Genomic DNA, 13,312 nt, shown 5'->3' with positions numbered 1-13,312 from the left:
GGCCGCCCCCGGTCAGGATCAAACGGAAAGCAGGAGGAATTCCCGCTCCCAGGAGCTGATTACCCGCTTGAAATTCTCGTGCTCCGCACGCTTCACCGCGACGTAGCCGCTGATGAACTTGCTGCCGAGATACTGCTCGAGGGGCTTGCAGTTCTCCATGCGCTCCAGCGCCGCTTCGATCGTCAGCGGCAGGCGCAGGTTGCGGCGTTCATAGCCGCGACCTTTGACCTGGGCGCTCGGCTTGATGCCTTCGACCATGCCGATGTAGCCGCACAGCAGGCTGGCAGCCAGCGCCAGGTAAGGGTTGGCGTCGGCGCCGGCGAGACGGTTCTCGACCCGGCGGTTCTCCGGGCTGGAGTCCGGCACGCGCAGGCCGACGGTACGGTTCTCTTCGCCCCACTCGACGTTCACCGGCGCCGAGGTATCGGGCAGGAAGCGGCGGAACGAGTTCACGTTGGGCGCGAACAGCGGCAGCACTTCCGGGATGAACTTCTGCAGGCCGCCGATATGGTGCAGGAACAGCTCGCTCATGGTGCCGTCGGCATTGGAGAAGATGTTCTTGCCGGTCTTCACGTCGACGATGCTCTGGTGCAGGTGCATCGCGCTGCCCGGCTCGCCGGTCATCGGCTTGGCCATGAAGGTCGCGGCGACGTTGTGCTTGAGCGCGGCCTCGCGCATGGTGCGCTTGAACACCAGGATCTGGTCGGCCAGGTCGAGGGCGTCGCCATGACGGAAGTTGATCTCCATCTGCGCGGTGCCTTCCTCGTGGATCAGCGTATCCAGGTCAAGGCCCTGGGCCTCGCACCAGTCGTACATGTCCTCGAACAGCGGGTCGAACTCGTTGGCGGCGTCGATGGAGAACGACTGACGCCCGGTTTCCTGGCGTCCGGAGCGGCCCACCGGGGCCTGCAACGGATAGTCGGGGTCGTCGCTGCGCTTGGTCAGGTAGAACTCCATCTCTGGCGCCACGATCGGCCGCCAGCCCTTGTCGGCATACATCTTCAACACGCGCTTGAGGATGTTGCGCGGCGACAGCTCGATGGGATTGCCGAGCTTGTCGAAGGTGTCGTGGATCACCATCGCGGTGGGCTCGATGGCCCAGGGGACGAGGAACACGGCATTCTCGTCCGGGCGGCAGACCATATCGATGTCGGCCGGGTCGAGCAGGTCGTAGTAAATGTCGTCTTCCACGTAGTCGCCGGTGACGGTCTGCAGCAGAACGCTCTCCGGCAGGCGCATGCCCTTTTCCGCGATGAATTTGTTGGTCGGCGAGATCTTGCCGCGGGCGATGCCTGTCAGATCGGAAATCAGGCATTCCACTTCGGTGATCTTGCGTTCCTTCAGCCAGCTGGTCAGCTGGTCTAACTTGGTAGTCATAAAGACCTCAGGGTTGAGAGTCCGGCCCCAACAGCCGGACTCAACGTTGCCCCGCCCTCTTGCCGCAGGCCTTACCGAAAGCCTGGAAGATAGCGAGATAGTTGGGGTTCGTCAGAACCTGCCACTCCGGGTGCCATTGCACACCAAGAGCGAAGGCTTTTGCACCTTCTACGGAGATGGCTTCGACCAACCCGTCAGGCGCCAGTGCTTCTACTCGAAGGCCCGGCGCCAGACGATCAACGCCCTGGCCATGGATGGAATTGACCTGGAACTCGCTCGGCAAGCCGATACCGGCGAGCACTCCGCCCGGCTGCACATGCATGGCATGGCGCGGCGCGTACTGAACCTCGAGCGGCTGGTCGGCCGGCTCGCGGTGGTCCATGAAGGTTCCGACCTCGTGCACCTTCTGGTGCAGGCTGCCGCCGAAAGCCACGTTCATTTCCTGGAAACCGCGGCAGATGCCGAGGACCGGAATGCCGGCGTCGATGGCGGCGCGGACCAGCGGCAGCGTGGTGGCGTCGCGGTCGGAGTCGTGGAGGGTGCCGGGCTCGCTCGCCGGTCCACTATAATGACGGGGCTCGACGTTCGACGGCGAGCCAGTGAAGAGCAAGCCGTCGACGCTGTCCAGCAGGGCTGCCTGGTCGATCGACTCGCCCAGCGCAGGAATGATCAGCGGGAGACCGCCAGCGCCGTTGACGACGGCACGCAGATATTTGTCGCCGGCAATGTGGTAGGGATGAAGACCGATCTGCTTGGTGCAGGCGGTGACGCCGATTAACGGCAGGCGAGACATGAGACACCCGTTGTTTGTAGATGTTATGGGGTTTGGCCGAGCTTAGCGTTGTTCATTTTTTTACACAATAGGCCTGTAAAAAATTGAACACGCACTCCTGAACACCCTTCGACGCGAGGTTTTTTTCGGCTTTTCGTCCGGCGAAAATGCCCTGAAAACGGCCTCAACGCCCCACAAGAGGGCGTTTTTGGCGGCTATTGACATCCCACAGGCTTTCGGATTGACTCATAGCCTACCCCCCGCATGATTGAAATTTTTAACAAAAAAGGTGTTGCATCATGTCGGTACCCCAGCGTGCCGTTCAGCTCACTGAACCGAGCGAGTTCCTCAAGGAACATCCCGAGGTCCAGTTCGTCGACCTCCTTATTGCAGACATGAATGGCGTGGTTCGCGGCAAGCGGATCGAACGCAACAGTCTGAACAAAGTCTTCGAAAAAGGTATCAATCTCCCCGCTTCCCTGTTCGCCCTCGATATCACCGGCTCCACCGTAGAGAGTACCGGCCTGGGTCTCGACATCGGCGACGCCGACCGGATCTGTTACCCGATCCCCGGCACCCTCTCCATGGAACCCTGGCAGAAGCGCCCGACCGCGCAGTTGCTGATGACCATGCACGAACTGGAAGGCGAGCCGTTCTTCGCCGACCCCCGCGAAGTCCTGCGCCAGGTGGTGGCCAGGTTCACCGAGATGGAACTGACCATCGTCGCCGCCTTCGAGCTGGAGTTCTACCTGATCGACCAGGAGAACGTGAACGGCCGGCCGCAGCCGCCACGCTCGCCGATCTCCGGCAAGCGTCCGCAGTCGGTGCAGGTGTACTCCATCGACGACCTCGACGAATACGTCGAGTGCCTCCAGGACATCATCGACGGCGCCCGCGCCCAGGGCATCCCGGCCGACGCCATCGTCGCCGAATCCGCACCGGCGCAGTTCGAGGTCAACCTCAACCACGTCAACGACGCCCTCAAGGCCTGCGACCACGCGGTGCTGCTCAAGCGCCTGGTCAAGAACATCGCCTACGACCACGAGATGGACACCACCTTCATGGCCAAGCCCTATCCGGGCCAGGCCGGGAACGGACTGCACGTGCATATCTCGCTGCTCGACAAGCACGGCAACAACATCTTCACCAGCGAGGATCCCGAGCAGAACGCCGCATTGCGCCATGCGATCGGCGGTGTGCTCGAGACCCTGCCGGCCTCCATGGCCTTCCTCTGCCCGAACGTCAACTCCTACCGCCGCTTCGGTTCGCAGTTCTACGTGCCGAACGCGCCGAGCTGGGGCCTGGACAACCGCACCGTGGCCCTGCGCGTGCCCACCGGCAGCCCGGACGCGGTGCGCCTGGAGCACCGCGTGGCCGGCGCCGACGCCAACCCCTACCTGCTACTGGCAGCGGTGCTGGCAGGCGTTCATCACGGGCTGACCAACAAGGTCGAGCCGGGCGCGCCGATCGAAGGCAACTCCTACGAGCAGATGGAGCCGAGCCTGCCGAACAACCTGCGCGACGCCCTGCGCGAGCTGGACGAAAGCGAGATCATGGCGAAGTACATCGACCCGAAGTACATCGACATCTTCGTCGCCTGCAAGGAAAGCGAGCTGGAGGAGTTCGAGCACTCGATCTCCGACCTCGAGTACAACTGGTACCTGCATACCGTCTGAGGTAGCGGTATCGGCGCGCCGGCTCCGGACCAGCGCCGTACGCAGCGAAATCCGGGGCGGTTTCGCAGACACTCAACGCGGGGGCGTCTGTGTCTGGGAAACCGCCCCGGTCCTTTTCTCGGAACCGGGAAATGTGCGCCACGGCACAGCCTGCCGCCACGCCTCCCGCCAGACTCGATGCTGGCCTGCATCAATGCCGCTGCCGCGTGGCTCCGGCACCATCGTCCGCTCCGTTCCGTCCAGCGAGAAGATTCCATGCCCCGCCTTTCCGTCCTGCTGTTCCTCGCCCTCGCACCCTGGCTGGCCCAAGCCGAGGAGACCCTGCGCGTCTACAACTGGAACGACTACATCGACCCGCAGGTGCTCGAGTCCTTCCAGAAGGACACCGGCATCCGCGTCGAATACCACACCTTCGCCACCGCCGAGGAACTGGACAAGGCGCTGCGCAGTGGCGAGGCGATCGACGTCGCCGTCCCCTCCCACGACACCCTGCCGGCCCTGCTGAAGGACAACCTGCTGCGGCCGCTGGACTTCACCCAGTTGCCCAACCGCAGCCATCTCGACCGTCAATTGCTGAGCAAACTGGCCGCGGTCGACCCTGACAACCGCCACGCCGTCCCCTATCTATGGGGTGCCGTAGGCCTGGCCATCAATACCCCGCAGGCCGAAGCCGCCTATGGCGGGCCGCTGCCCAACAGCTGGAGCCTGCTGTTCGACGCCAGCCAGAGCCAGCGCCTGAAAAGCTGCGGCATCAGCCTGCTGGACGCGCCGGACGAAACCCTGGCGATCCTCCTCAACTACCAGGGCCGCAACCTCGGTCGTACCGCTCCGAGCCAGGTACGCCGCGCCGCCGAGGCGCTGCACGGACTGCGACCGAACCTGCGCTACGTCGACAGCGAGCGCTACATCGCCGACCTCGAAGGCGGTCGCCTCTGCCTGGCCATGGCCTGGGTCGGCGACGCCCTGCGCGCGGCCAAGGCGGGCCAGCCGGTAAGTTTCGAGGTACCGCAGGAAGGCTCGGTGCTGTTCATCGACAACCTGGTGATTCCGGCCAGCGCCCAGCATCCACGACAGGCGCACCGCTTCATCGACTACCTGATGCAACCGAAGATCGCCGCACAGATCACCGCCGCCACCCTCTACCCCAGCGGCAACGCCGACGCCGCCGGCTTCCTCGATCCCGCCCTGCGCCAGCAACCCGGCCTGTATCCGGACCGCGACACCAGCCGCCGCCTGTTCGCCCTGGAAACGCCGCCGGAAAAACTCCGGCCGGTGGTCGACGAGATCTGGAAGGCCTTCCGCGGCGCCAGCCACTGAGCGGCTTGCCCCGGTCGCGTGAGCTGGCGTCCAATAGCCGCTCACGCCCGGAGACCCGCCATGCAGCCCACCTCGTCCATCCGCAAGCCCCGCGCCAGCAGCCAGGCCCGGATCGCCGCGATCCTCGACGCCGCTCGCGGCCTGCTCGCCGACGAAGGCATCGGCGGCCTGACCATCTATAGCGTGGCCGAACGCGCGGAAATGCCGCCATCGTCGGTCTACCACTTCTTCCCCAGCGTGCCGGCCCTGCTCCAGGGGCTGACCGGCGAGGTCCACGCCGCCTTCCGCGCGTGCCTCGAACAGCCGGTGGACCATGCAGGCCTGCGCTGCTGGCGCGACCTGTCGCGGATCGTCGAGGAGCGCATGCTGGCGGTCTACGCCCGCGACGCGGCGGCCCGCCAACTGATTCTCGCCAGCCACGGCCTGGCCGAAGTCACCCAGGCCGATCGCCAACATGACGTGCAACTCGGCCAGGCCATGCGCGCCCTGTTCGAGCGGCATTTCCTGCTGCCTCCGCTGCCGACCGATATCGAGATCTTCAGCCTGGCCATGGAGCTAGGCGATCGCGTCTACGCATTGTCGGTCCAGCGTCACGGGATCATCGACGCACGCCTGGCGGAAGAAGGCATGCGGGTGTTCGACGCCTACCTGGGGCTCTACCTGCCGCCGATCCTGGAAAAGCGTAGCGAACCATTAACCGGATTTATATCCGATTTAAATCGATAGAAAATCCATAAAACTCCCTTAAACCGCTTCACAGTCCGATTTTTATCGGATATAAATCCGCCCATCACTCGATCGGGCGCGACACCCCGTTCCCGCCCGCCCGACCCACAACCGGCCGCCGCCAAGCCCGGCAGCCATCCGAGCCAGCACACGAGGTGTTCCATGACCCGCAACGTCACCGTCGCCGCCACCCAGATGGCCTGCTCCTGGGATCGTCCGGCGAACATCGCCCGCGCCGAGAAACTGGTGCGCCAGGCCGCCGCCAGGGGTGCGCAGATCATCCTGATCCAGGAACTGTTCGAGACCCCCTACTTCTGCCAGAAGCCGAACCCGGACTACCTGCAGCTGGCCACCACGGTCGAGGAGAACGCCGCCATCGCCCACTTCCAGGCCCTCGCCCGGGAGTTGCAGGTGGTATTGCCGATCAGCTTCTTCGAACGCGCCGGGCGCGCCCGCTTCAACAGCATCGCGGTCATCGACGCCGATGGCGGCAACCTCGGGGTCTACCGCAAGAGCCACATCCCGGACGGCCCGGGCTACCACGAGAAGTACTATTTCAATCCGGGCGACACCGGCTTCAAGGTCTGGCAGACCCGCTACGCACGGATCGGCGTCGGTATCTGCTGGGACCAGTGGTTCCCCGAATCGGCGCGCAGCATGGCGTTGCTCGGCGCGGAACTCCTGTTCTACCCGACCGCCATCGGTAGCGAACCGCACGACGCCAGTATCAGCTCGCGCGATCACTGGCAGCGCGTGCAGCAAGGCCATGCCGGGGCCAACCTGATGCCGCTGGTGGCTTCCAACCGCATCGGCCGCGAGGAGCAGGACGGCTACGACATCACCTTCTATGGTTCTTCGTTCATCGCCGACCCGTTCGGCGAGAAAGTCGAGGAGCTGAACCACACCGAGGAAGGTATCCTTGTCCACACCTTCGACCTCGATGCGCTGGAGCGCACCCGCAGCGCCTGGGGCGTGTTCCGCGACCGCCGGCCGAACCTCTACGGTCCGCTGAAGACCCTGGACGGCTCGCTGGAGTCCTGAGGCCTCGGGAAACGATCCGCGCGGGGACGCCCCGCGCATTCCGCGCCGGCGTCCGCCGCGCATAGCAACGATTTCAGGAGCAGCGATGAGCAATCCGACCAGCACCCCACGCGCCGACGGCTTCCGCATGCCCGCCGAATGGGAACCCCACGAGCAGACCTGGATGGTCTGGCCGGAACGCCCGGACAACTGGCGCAACGGCGGCAAGCCGGCCCAGGCGGCCTTCACCGCGGTGGCCAAGGCCATCGCGCGCTTCGAGCCGGTCACCGTCTGCGCCAGCGCCGGGCAGTACGAGAACGCGCGCGCGCGCCTCGACGACGGCAACATCCGCGTCGTGGAAATCAGCAGCGACGATGCCTGGGTCCGCGACACCGGCCCAACCTTCGTCATCGACGACAAGGGCGATGTACGCGGCGTCGACTGGGGCTTCAACGCCTGGGGTGGCTTCGAAGGCGGCCTGTACTTCCCCTGGCAGCGCGACGACCAGGTGGCACGCAAGATCCTCGAGATCGAACGGCGCGCCCGCTACCGCACCGACGACTTCGTCCTCGAGGGCGGCTCGATCCACGTCGACGGCGAAGGCACGCTGATCACCACCGAGGAATGCCTGCTCAACCACAACCGCAACCCGCACCTGAGCCAGGCGGAGATCGAGCGGACCCTGCGCGACTACCTTGCGGTGGACAGCATCATCTGGCTGCCGAACGGCCTCTACAACGACGAGACCGACGGCCACGTCGACAACTTCTGCTGCTACGTGCGTCCCGGCGAGGTGCTGCTGGCCTGGACCGACGACCAGGACGACCCGAACTACCTGCGCTGCCAGGCCGCCCTCCGCGTGCTGGAAGAAAGCCGCGACGCCAAGGGACGCAAGCTGGTGGTGCACAAGATGCCGATCCCCGGCCCGCTGTACGCGACCCAGGAAGAGTGCGACGGCGTGGATATCGTCGAGGGCAGCCAGCCGCGCGATCCCTCCATTCGCCTGGCCGGCTCCTACGTGAACTTCCTGATCGTCAACGGCGGCATCGTCGCGCCAAGCTTCGACGATCCCAAGGACGCCGAGGCCAGGGCGATCCTCCAGCGGGTGTTCCCCGAGCACGAGGTGGTGATGGTCCCGGGGCGCGAGATCCTCCTCGGCGGCGGCAACATCCATTGCATCACCCAGCAGCAACCAGCGCCGCGCAAGGCCTGACGGGCATCCCCCAGGGCGGATGGCCAGCCGCGGCGCTGTTCGCGCTGGCCGGCACGGCACGCCGAGTGGCGCCCTGAATGAAAAAAGCCCGCGTCCTCCAGGAGGACGCGGGCTTTTTCCTGTCCGGCCGGAGCTTACAGCAGCGGCAGGGTGTAGCTGACGATCAGGCGGTTTTCGTCCTGGTCGCGCTGGTTGTTGCTCGAACCGGCGGCCGGCAGGCCGCTGCGGAAGGAGGCGTTCTTCCAGGTGAAGCCCAGGCCCTTGAAGGTGCCGTCCGGGATCACGTAGGCCAGGGAGATATCGCGTTCCCACTCGCTCTGGTCGCCGCGGGCGGTCTTGATCTTGTCGCCGCTCAGGTAAATGGTGTTGAAGGTCAGGCCCGGCACGCCGACGGTGGCGAAGTCGTAGCCGTAGCGGACCTGCCAGGTGCGCTCGCCGGCACGCTGGAACTTGCCGATCTGCACGTCGGTGATCAGGTACGCGGTGGAACCTTCGCCATCGCCACGGTTCAGGAACGGGAAGTCACTGTCGCCGTTGAGGATCTGGTAGCCGGCGCCGATGCTGTGGCCGCTGACGGTATAGGTGAAGAGGCCGCTGAAGGCGCGGTTGTCGACTTCGCCCTTGGTCACGCCGCTGCCGTAGTAGCCGCTGCTGACGTAGCCGTCGGCACGGCCGGAACGGCTGCCGTTCTTGCCGTCGGAGCTGCTGTCGAAGGCGCGCAGGTCGGTCTTCAGGACGCCCGGGCCAATCTGCCAGTTGTGGATCAGGCCGAGGAAGTGCTGCTTGTAGAAGTCGTCCAGGTTGCCGTAGTAGTACTGCAGGGTCAGGTCCTTGTTGACCTTGTAGTCGCCACCCGCGTAGTAGAACTTGTTGCTGTCGCGCGAGCTGGCGCTGCTGCCGTTGGCGCCGGCGATGCTCAGGCTGCGGTTGTCGGTGGAGTTACGGCCCTTGGAGTGCTCCAGTTGGCCGGCAACCAGGGTGAAGTCCTTGAGATCGGTCGAGGTGACCTGGCCGCCCTCGAAGGTGACCGGCAGCAGGCGGCCGTCGTTGTAGGTGACCACCGGCAGCTTCGGCTGCAGGGTGCCGTAGCGGAACTCGGTGTTGGATACCTTGGCCTTGGCGGTCAGGCCCAGGCTGGCGAAGTCGTGCACCGGCTCACCGTTGCTTTCCAGCGGGAACACGGTGCCCGGCTGGCGGTCCAGGCCGCTCTTGCCGGCACGGCCGCCGCCGTCCAGGCGCACGCCGAGCAGGCCCAGCGCGTCGACGCCGAAGCCGACGGTGCCCTGGGTGAAGCCCGACTGGTAATTCAGGATGAAGCCCTGGCCCCACTCTTCCTGCTTGCTCGGCGAGGCGGTGCCATTGCGGTTGTCGGTATTGATGTAGAAGTTGCGCAGGGTCAGCGATGCCTTGCTGTCCTCGATGAAACCGGCGGCGACCGCCTGTTGCGCCAGGGCACCGAGGGTACCGGCAGTGATGGCCAGGGCCAGTCGTGACTTGTTGATCTTGCGACTCTTCATTGGTCTTTTCCCCATTGGTATTGCTAATTGTCTTCCGGTCGGGGGAAGTGGAACGCGTGGGCCCGACCGGTCGTTGAAACACTGAGCGCCGTACCATCCCGGAAGATGGCGCGCGCGAAACTCGGCATTCGATGGATCAGGAAACGGCGCAACCCGCGACGATGGAACGACGGGGCAGGCAAGCAGGCAGGGAGGCAGCGAACGGAAGCGTGTGCATGGGTGTACTCGTGTCTTGTTATTGTGCGGCGGGTGTCTCGACCCACCGCCAGTGAAGGCAATTTGTAAGCCAATCTTTCCATCGGGCTCCGCCTTCGCGTCCTCTCGGGCTTCCTGCCCTTCTCCCGGCTGACGGGGCCGGAGGGTATCGGCAGAAAACCGCCTATTACAGCTTCCTTTCTGGCGAGTTACCGCCACGTTTCAGAAAATCGTTATCTCCTGCGCTTTATAGCGCGTGGGTAATAAACAGTAAAATATCCGCAATAAACCTAAAAAGAATTAATTATTCGCATTTAATAGCTTTAAGGAATATTGTACCGCAGCCGCAGCCTGCCGGTCGCCTCCCCAAAGAGGTATTCCGTGGCGCCGTCGACAAAACGGACACGTTTGCCCAGCGGTCAGCCCACGACGATGCAGTCCTTGCCCTGGCGCTTGGCCGAGTACATCGCGGCGTCGGCCCGGCTGTAGAGGGCACCGAGCCCCTCGTCATCAGCCTGGAGGACCGTCAGGCCCTGGCTGACGGTGATCCCGAAGCTTTGTTCGCCCTCCTGGAAGCGCAGGCGTTGCACCTCGCGCTGCAGGCGTTCGCCGATCTGTCGCGCGGTCTGCTCGTCGCAGCCGGGCAGCAGCACGGCGAACTCCTCGCCGCCGATCCGCCCGAACAGGTCGCCACGGCGCAACGCGGCACTGCCGCTCTGGGCGATACGCTGGAGGACCTGGTCGCCGACCTGGTGGCCGAAGCGGTCGTTGATCTTCTTGAAGTCATCGACGTCCAGCAGCAGGAACGCCAACGGTATCCCCTCGCGGCGACACTCCTTGAAGGCCGCCTCGGCACTGTCGAAGAAATAGCGACGGTTGCTGCTCTGGGTCAGCACGTCGGTGGTGGCCAACCGTTGCAGCTCGCTCTCCATGTGCTTCTTGTCGGTGATGTCCTCGGCGATACCCACCACCATCAGCGGCAGTCCCGCCTCGCCCTGGCGACTGACGAAGCACTTGTCGTTGAGCCAGCGGACCTCGCCGTCGCCGCGCACGATGCGGTATTCGCGTTGTTCCACGGCGCCACGTTCGAGCACCTGCAGCAGGCTGCTGTCGGCGTAGTCGAGGTCGTCCGGGTAGATGCTGTTGCGCCACTCCTCGTAGTCCGCCAGCAGCAGCGCCGCGGAACGGCCGAAGATTTTCTCGTAGGCGGGGCTGACGTAGACCATCCGCCGGTTCTGCCAGTCGTAGGCCCAGAGCACCGAGTTGACGCTGGCCAGCAAGGCGCTGAAGAGTTGCTCGCGCTCCTTCAGCCGGGCCACTTCGGCACGGCTGTGCAGCAAGGCCAGCGCGGCCTCCTGCGGGTCTTCGGGAATGCCGGTTAGGTCGTCCATGGATCGTCGCTCTGCTCGCGGAACGGGTTCGACCGCCAACTTAGCGCAGGGGTCGCGGCGATACAGAAATGCCCGCCGAACGGCAGGGAAAGGCTCCAGCCAGTGCGCTCGATCACAATTGCCGAGCGATGCCGTTCGTATTCGCCGGAGCCTGCACGCCCAATTGTTTCTGCGCCTCGAACAGCGAGCGCAGGAACAGGGTCAGGGTCGGTCGTTCTTCGTGTCCCTGGCGGGTAATGCAATGGAATTCCGAGTCGTAGGCCAGTTGCCGTGGCCGGATCGCCCGCATGCGCCCTTCGGCGACCCAGGTGGCGGCATAGTGCGTCGGCAGGTAGCCGATGTAGGTGCCGCTGAAGACCAGGGTAGCGATGGCCTCCATGGTGTAGGCGTCGGTTCCCTGGTTGAAGCGCAGGTCGTGCGGGCGGTGGTTTTCCGCCATGTAGCCGCGGCCGACATAGTCGGCCGCGCAGATCTCGCCCAGCGTCGGCTCGTCGTCCGCCCGGGCGAAGAAGGGGTGCGCGCTGCCGCAATAGAGGTTCTGCTCCTCGCGGAACAGGGGTTGGTAGTAGAGCCCGGACAACCGGTGGTGAAAGGCCCCCACCGCCAGTTGCAGGCGCTCTTCCAGCACCGCGTGTTCGAGTTCGTCGGGACGCCGCGTGTGCAGCTTGAGCAGCACCTCCGGGGCGCGCTGGCGAAACAGCCGGATGGCCAGCGGCAACGGCAGGCAATGCTGGCCGATGACGCCATCGACGCAGCCCAGGTGCAACGCCTCGCGATCGCGCCCGCCGAGGCCGCGGACCTGCTCGCGGAAACGGGCGATGTCGCTGAACAGGCCGAGCGCGGCGTCGTAGAGTTCCTGTCCCTCCTCGGTCAACTGGAAACCGCCATTGCCGCGCCGGCACAGGGAATAGCCCAGGCGCACCTCCAAGTCGCGCACCAGCACGCTCAGGCGCGACAGGCTGGTGTTCAGGCGCGCCTGGGCGGCAGTGAAGCCGCCGGCCTCGACGATGGCGCAGAAGGTGCGCAGCATGCGCAGGTCGATGTCGTTGAGGTTGCCCAGCATTCCCGCCCCCATGGCGTTCGGTCCGCCTTCGTTATAGCGCCAAAGCCGGGCCGGCGGAACGCCGTCAGGCGCTTCGCGCGGCCGACTCGGCAAGCAGGCAGAGCAGCTCGAACATTATGGTCGCCCCCACCAGCGCCGTGGCGCCGCCGACATCGAACGGCGGCGAGACTTCCACCACGTCGGCGCCGACCAGGTCCAGCCCGCGCAGGCCGCGGACCAGCTGCTGGGCCTGGAGGCTGGTCATGCCGCCGATCTCCGGGGTGCCGGTGCCGGGCGCGAAGGCCGGGTCGAGCACGTCGACGTCGAAACTCACATAGGTCGGCCCGGCGCCCACCACCCGCCGCGCTTCGGCCAGGGTCGCCTCGACGCCCAGTTCGACGAACTCCTCCATGTGGATCACGCGGATGCCGCACTCGCGGGCGAAAGCGTCGTCGTCCGGCGAATACACCGAGCCGCGGATGCCGATCTGCACCGTGCGCAGCGGATCGAGCAGGCCTTCCTCGATGGCTCGGCGGAATGGCGTGCCGTGGGTGTAGGGGTTGTCGCCGAAGTAGCGGTCGTTGGTATCGGAATGCGCATCGAAATGCACCATGCCCAGCGGCCGCTCGCGACCCAGGGCGCGAAAGATCGGCAGGGTCACCAGGTGGTCGCCACCGACCGACAGCGGCAGGGTACCGGCGGCATGGACCTGGCGATAGAAGCCTTCGATGCGGCGCAGCGAATCGAGCAGGTCGATGGGATTCACCGGCGCGTCGCCGAGATCGCCGACCCGCACCAGGTCGTAGGGCGCGATGCGGCTGACGTGATGCACCTTGCGCATCAGGCTGGACAGGTTGCGCACCTCGCGCGGGCCATGGCGGGCACCGGCGCGGTTGGTGGTGCCGCCGTCCCAGGGCACGCCGATCAGGCCGACCTGCAGCGCCGCCGGGTCGGTGAACGCCGGCAGGCGCATGAAGGTCGGGATACCGGCGAAGCGGGGAATCTCGGCGGCGTCGAGGGGCTGCGGATGGTCGTTCGACATGGAGCGTCTCCGTGTGGTGGGAAG

General features: G+C 65.3%; 11 protein-coding genes. 5 read left to right on the top strand and 6 right to left on the bottom strand.

From position 1 onward, the window contains the following. Positions 1-18: 18 nt before the first annotated feature. A complete protein-coding gene (locus tag VQ065_RS01810; protein WP_003084290.1) occupies positions 19-1,377 on the bottom strand; it encodes a glutamine synthetase family protein in 1,359 nt (452 codons plus the stop codon). A gap of 40 nt (positions 1,378-1,417) precedes the next feature. After that, a complete protein-coding gene (locus tag VQ065_RS01805) occupies positions 1,418-2,170 on the bottom strand; it encodes a gamma-glutamyl-gamma-aminobutyrate hydrolase family protein (RefSeq protein ID WP_003084285.1) in 753 nt (250 codons plus the stop codon). Positions 2,171-2,448: 278 nt separating this feature from the next. On the opposite strand from VQ065_RS01805, the gene VQ065_RS01800 reads away from it, so the two are divergent. From VQ065_RS01800 to aguA, 5 genes are all read left to right on the top strand, one after another. Continuing rightward, positions 2,449-3,825, top strand: a complete 1,377-nt coding sequence (locus tag VQ065_RS01800) for a glutamine synthetase family protein (RefSeq protein WP_003112937.1) — start codon at positions 2,449-2,451, stop codon at positions 3,823-3,825. Between the two features lie 255 nt (positions 3,826-4,080). Next, entirely contained in the window at positions 4,081-5,142 is a 1,062-nt protein-coding gene (locus VQ065_RS01795; protein ID WP_003084273.1) for a polyamine ABC transporter substrate-binding protein, read from the top strand. Between the two features lie 60 nt (positions 5,143-5,202). Further along, positions 5,203-5,868 carry a TetR/AcrR family transcriptional regulator gene (locus VQ065_RS01790; RefSeq protein ID WP_003084271.1) on the top strand — a complete coding sequence of 222 codons (666 nt, stop codon included), beginning with the start codon at positions 5,203-5,205 and terminating at the stop codon, positions 5,866-5,868. A 162-nt stretch (positions 5,869-6,030) separates the two neighbouring features. Then, positions 6,031-6,909 carry an N-carbamoylputrescine amidase gene (gene aguB / locus VQ065_RS01785; RefSeq protein ID WP_003084270.1) on the top strand — a complete coding sequence of 293 codons (879 nt, stop codon included), beginning with the start codon at positions 6,031-6,033 and terminating at the stop codon, positions 6,907-6,909. Between the two features lie 85 nt (positions 6,910-6,994). Beyond that, a complete protein-coding gene (aguA, locus tag VQ065_RS01780; RefSeq protein WP_003084267.1) occupies positions 6,995-8,101 on the top strand; it encodes an agmatine deiminase in 1,107 nt (368 codons plus the stop codon). A gap of 134 nt (positions 8,102-8,235) precedes the next feature. Here the strand turns inward: aguA and VQ065_RS01775 are convergent, their stop codons facing one another. From VQ065_RS01775 to speB, 4 genes are all read right to left on the bottom strand, one after another. Continuing rightward, complete coding sequence (locus VQ065_RS01775; RefSeq protein WP_003084265.1) at positions 8,236-9,618, bottom strand: OprD family porin; 1,383 nt, start codon at positions 9,616-9,618, stop codon at positions 8,236-8,238. Between the two features lie 614 nt (positions 9,619-10,232). Continuing rightward, positions 10,233-11,204 carry a GGDEF domain-containing protein gene (locus VQ065_RS01770; protein WP_003084261.1) on the bottom strand — a complete coding sequence of 324 codons (972 nt, stop codon included), beginning with the start codon at positions 11,202-11,204 and terminating at the stop codon, positions 10,233-10,235. A 112-nt stretch (positions 11,205-11,316) separates the two neighbouring features. Beyond that, positions 11,317-12,279 (bottom strand): LysR family transcriptional regulator, encoded by a 963-nt coding sequence (locus tag VQ065_RS01765; RefSeq protein WP_009315018.1) that lies wholly within the window; start codon positions 12,277-12,279, stop codon positions 11,317-11,319. A 52-nt stretch (positions 12,280-12,331) separates the two neighbouring features. Beyond that, entirely contained in the window at positions 12,332-13,288 is a 957-nt protein-coding gene (gene speB / locus VQ065_RS01760) for an agmatinase (protein WP_003084256.1), read from the bottom strand. Positions 13,289-13,312 lie beyond the last annotated feature (24 nt).

The organism is Pseudomonas sp. KBN10P06128, from assembly GCF_037574945.1.
In the GTDB taxonomy this organism is placed as follows: domain Bacteria; phylum Pseudomonadota; class Gammaproteobacteria; order Pseudomonadales; family Pseudomonadaceae; genus Pseudomonas; species Pseudomonas aeruginosa.
The sequence above is the reverse complement of the archived record's forward strand: the minus strand, read 5'-3'. Positions and strand labels throughout refer to the sequence as shown.

What these genes read in the sequence shown, in the direction of transcription:
- VQ065_RS01765 (WP_009315018.1), bottom strand. Translation starts at nt 12,279, where the DNA reads ATGGGGGCGGGAATGCTGGGCAACCTCAACGACATCGACCTGCGCATG.
- aguA (WP_003084267.1), top strand. Translation starts at nt 6,995, where the DNA reads ATGAGCAATCCGACCAGCACCCCACGCGCCGACGGCTTCCGCATGCCC.
- VQ065_RS01805 (WP_003084285.1), bottom strand. Translation starts at nt 2,170, where the DNA reads ATGTCTCGCCTGCCGTTAATCGGCGTCACCGCCTGCACCAAGCAGATC.
- VQ065_RS01795 (WP_003084273.1), top strand. Translation starts at nt 4,081, where the DNA reads ATGCCCCGCCTTTCCGTCCTGCTGTTCCTCGCCCTCGCACCCTGGCTG.
- aguB (WP_003084270.1), top strand. Translation starts at nt 6,031, where the DNA reads ATGACCCGCAACGTCACCGTCGCCGCCACCCAGATGGCCTGCTCCTGG.
- VQ065_RS01790 (WP_003084271.1), top strand. Translation starts at nt 5,203, where the DNA reads ATGCAGCCCACCTCGTCCATCCGCAAGCCCCGCGCCAGCAGCCAGGCC.
- VQ065_RS01810 (WP_003084290.1), bottom strand. Translation starts at nt 1,377, where the DNA reads ATGACTACCAAGTTAGACCAGCTGACCAGCTGGCTGAAGGAACGCAAG.
- speB (WP_003084256.1), bottom strand. Translation starts at nt 13,288, where the DNA reads ATGTCGAACGACCATCCGCAGCCCCTCGACGCCGCCGAGATTCCCCGC.
- VQ065_RS01800 (WP_003112937.1), top strand. Translation starts at nt 2,449, where the DNA reads ATGTCGGTACCCCAGCGTGCCGTTCAGCTCACTGAACCGAGCGAGTTC.
- VQ065_RS01775 (WP_003084265.1), bottom strand. Translation starts at nt 9,618, where the DNA reads ATGAAGAGTCGCAAGATCAACAAGTCACGACTGGCCCTGGCCATCACT.
- VQ065_RS01770 (WP_003084261.1), bottom strand. Translation starts at nt 11,204, where the DNA reads ATGGACGACCTAACCGGCATTCCCGAAGACCCGCAGGAGGCCGCGCTG.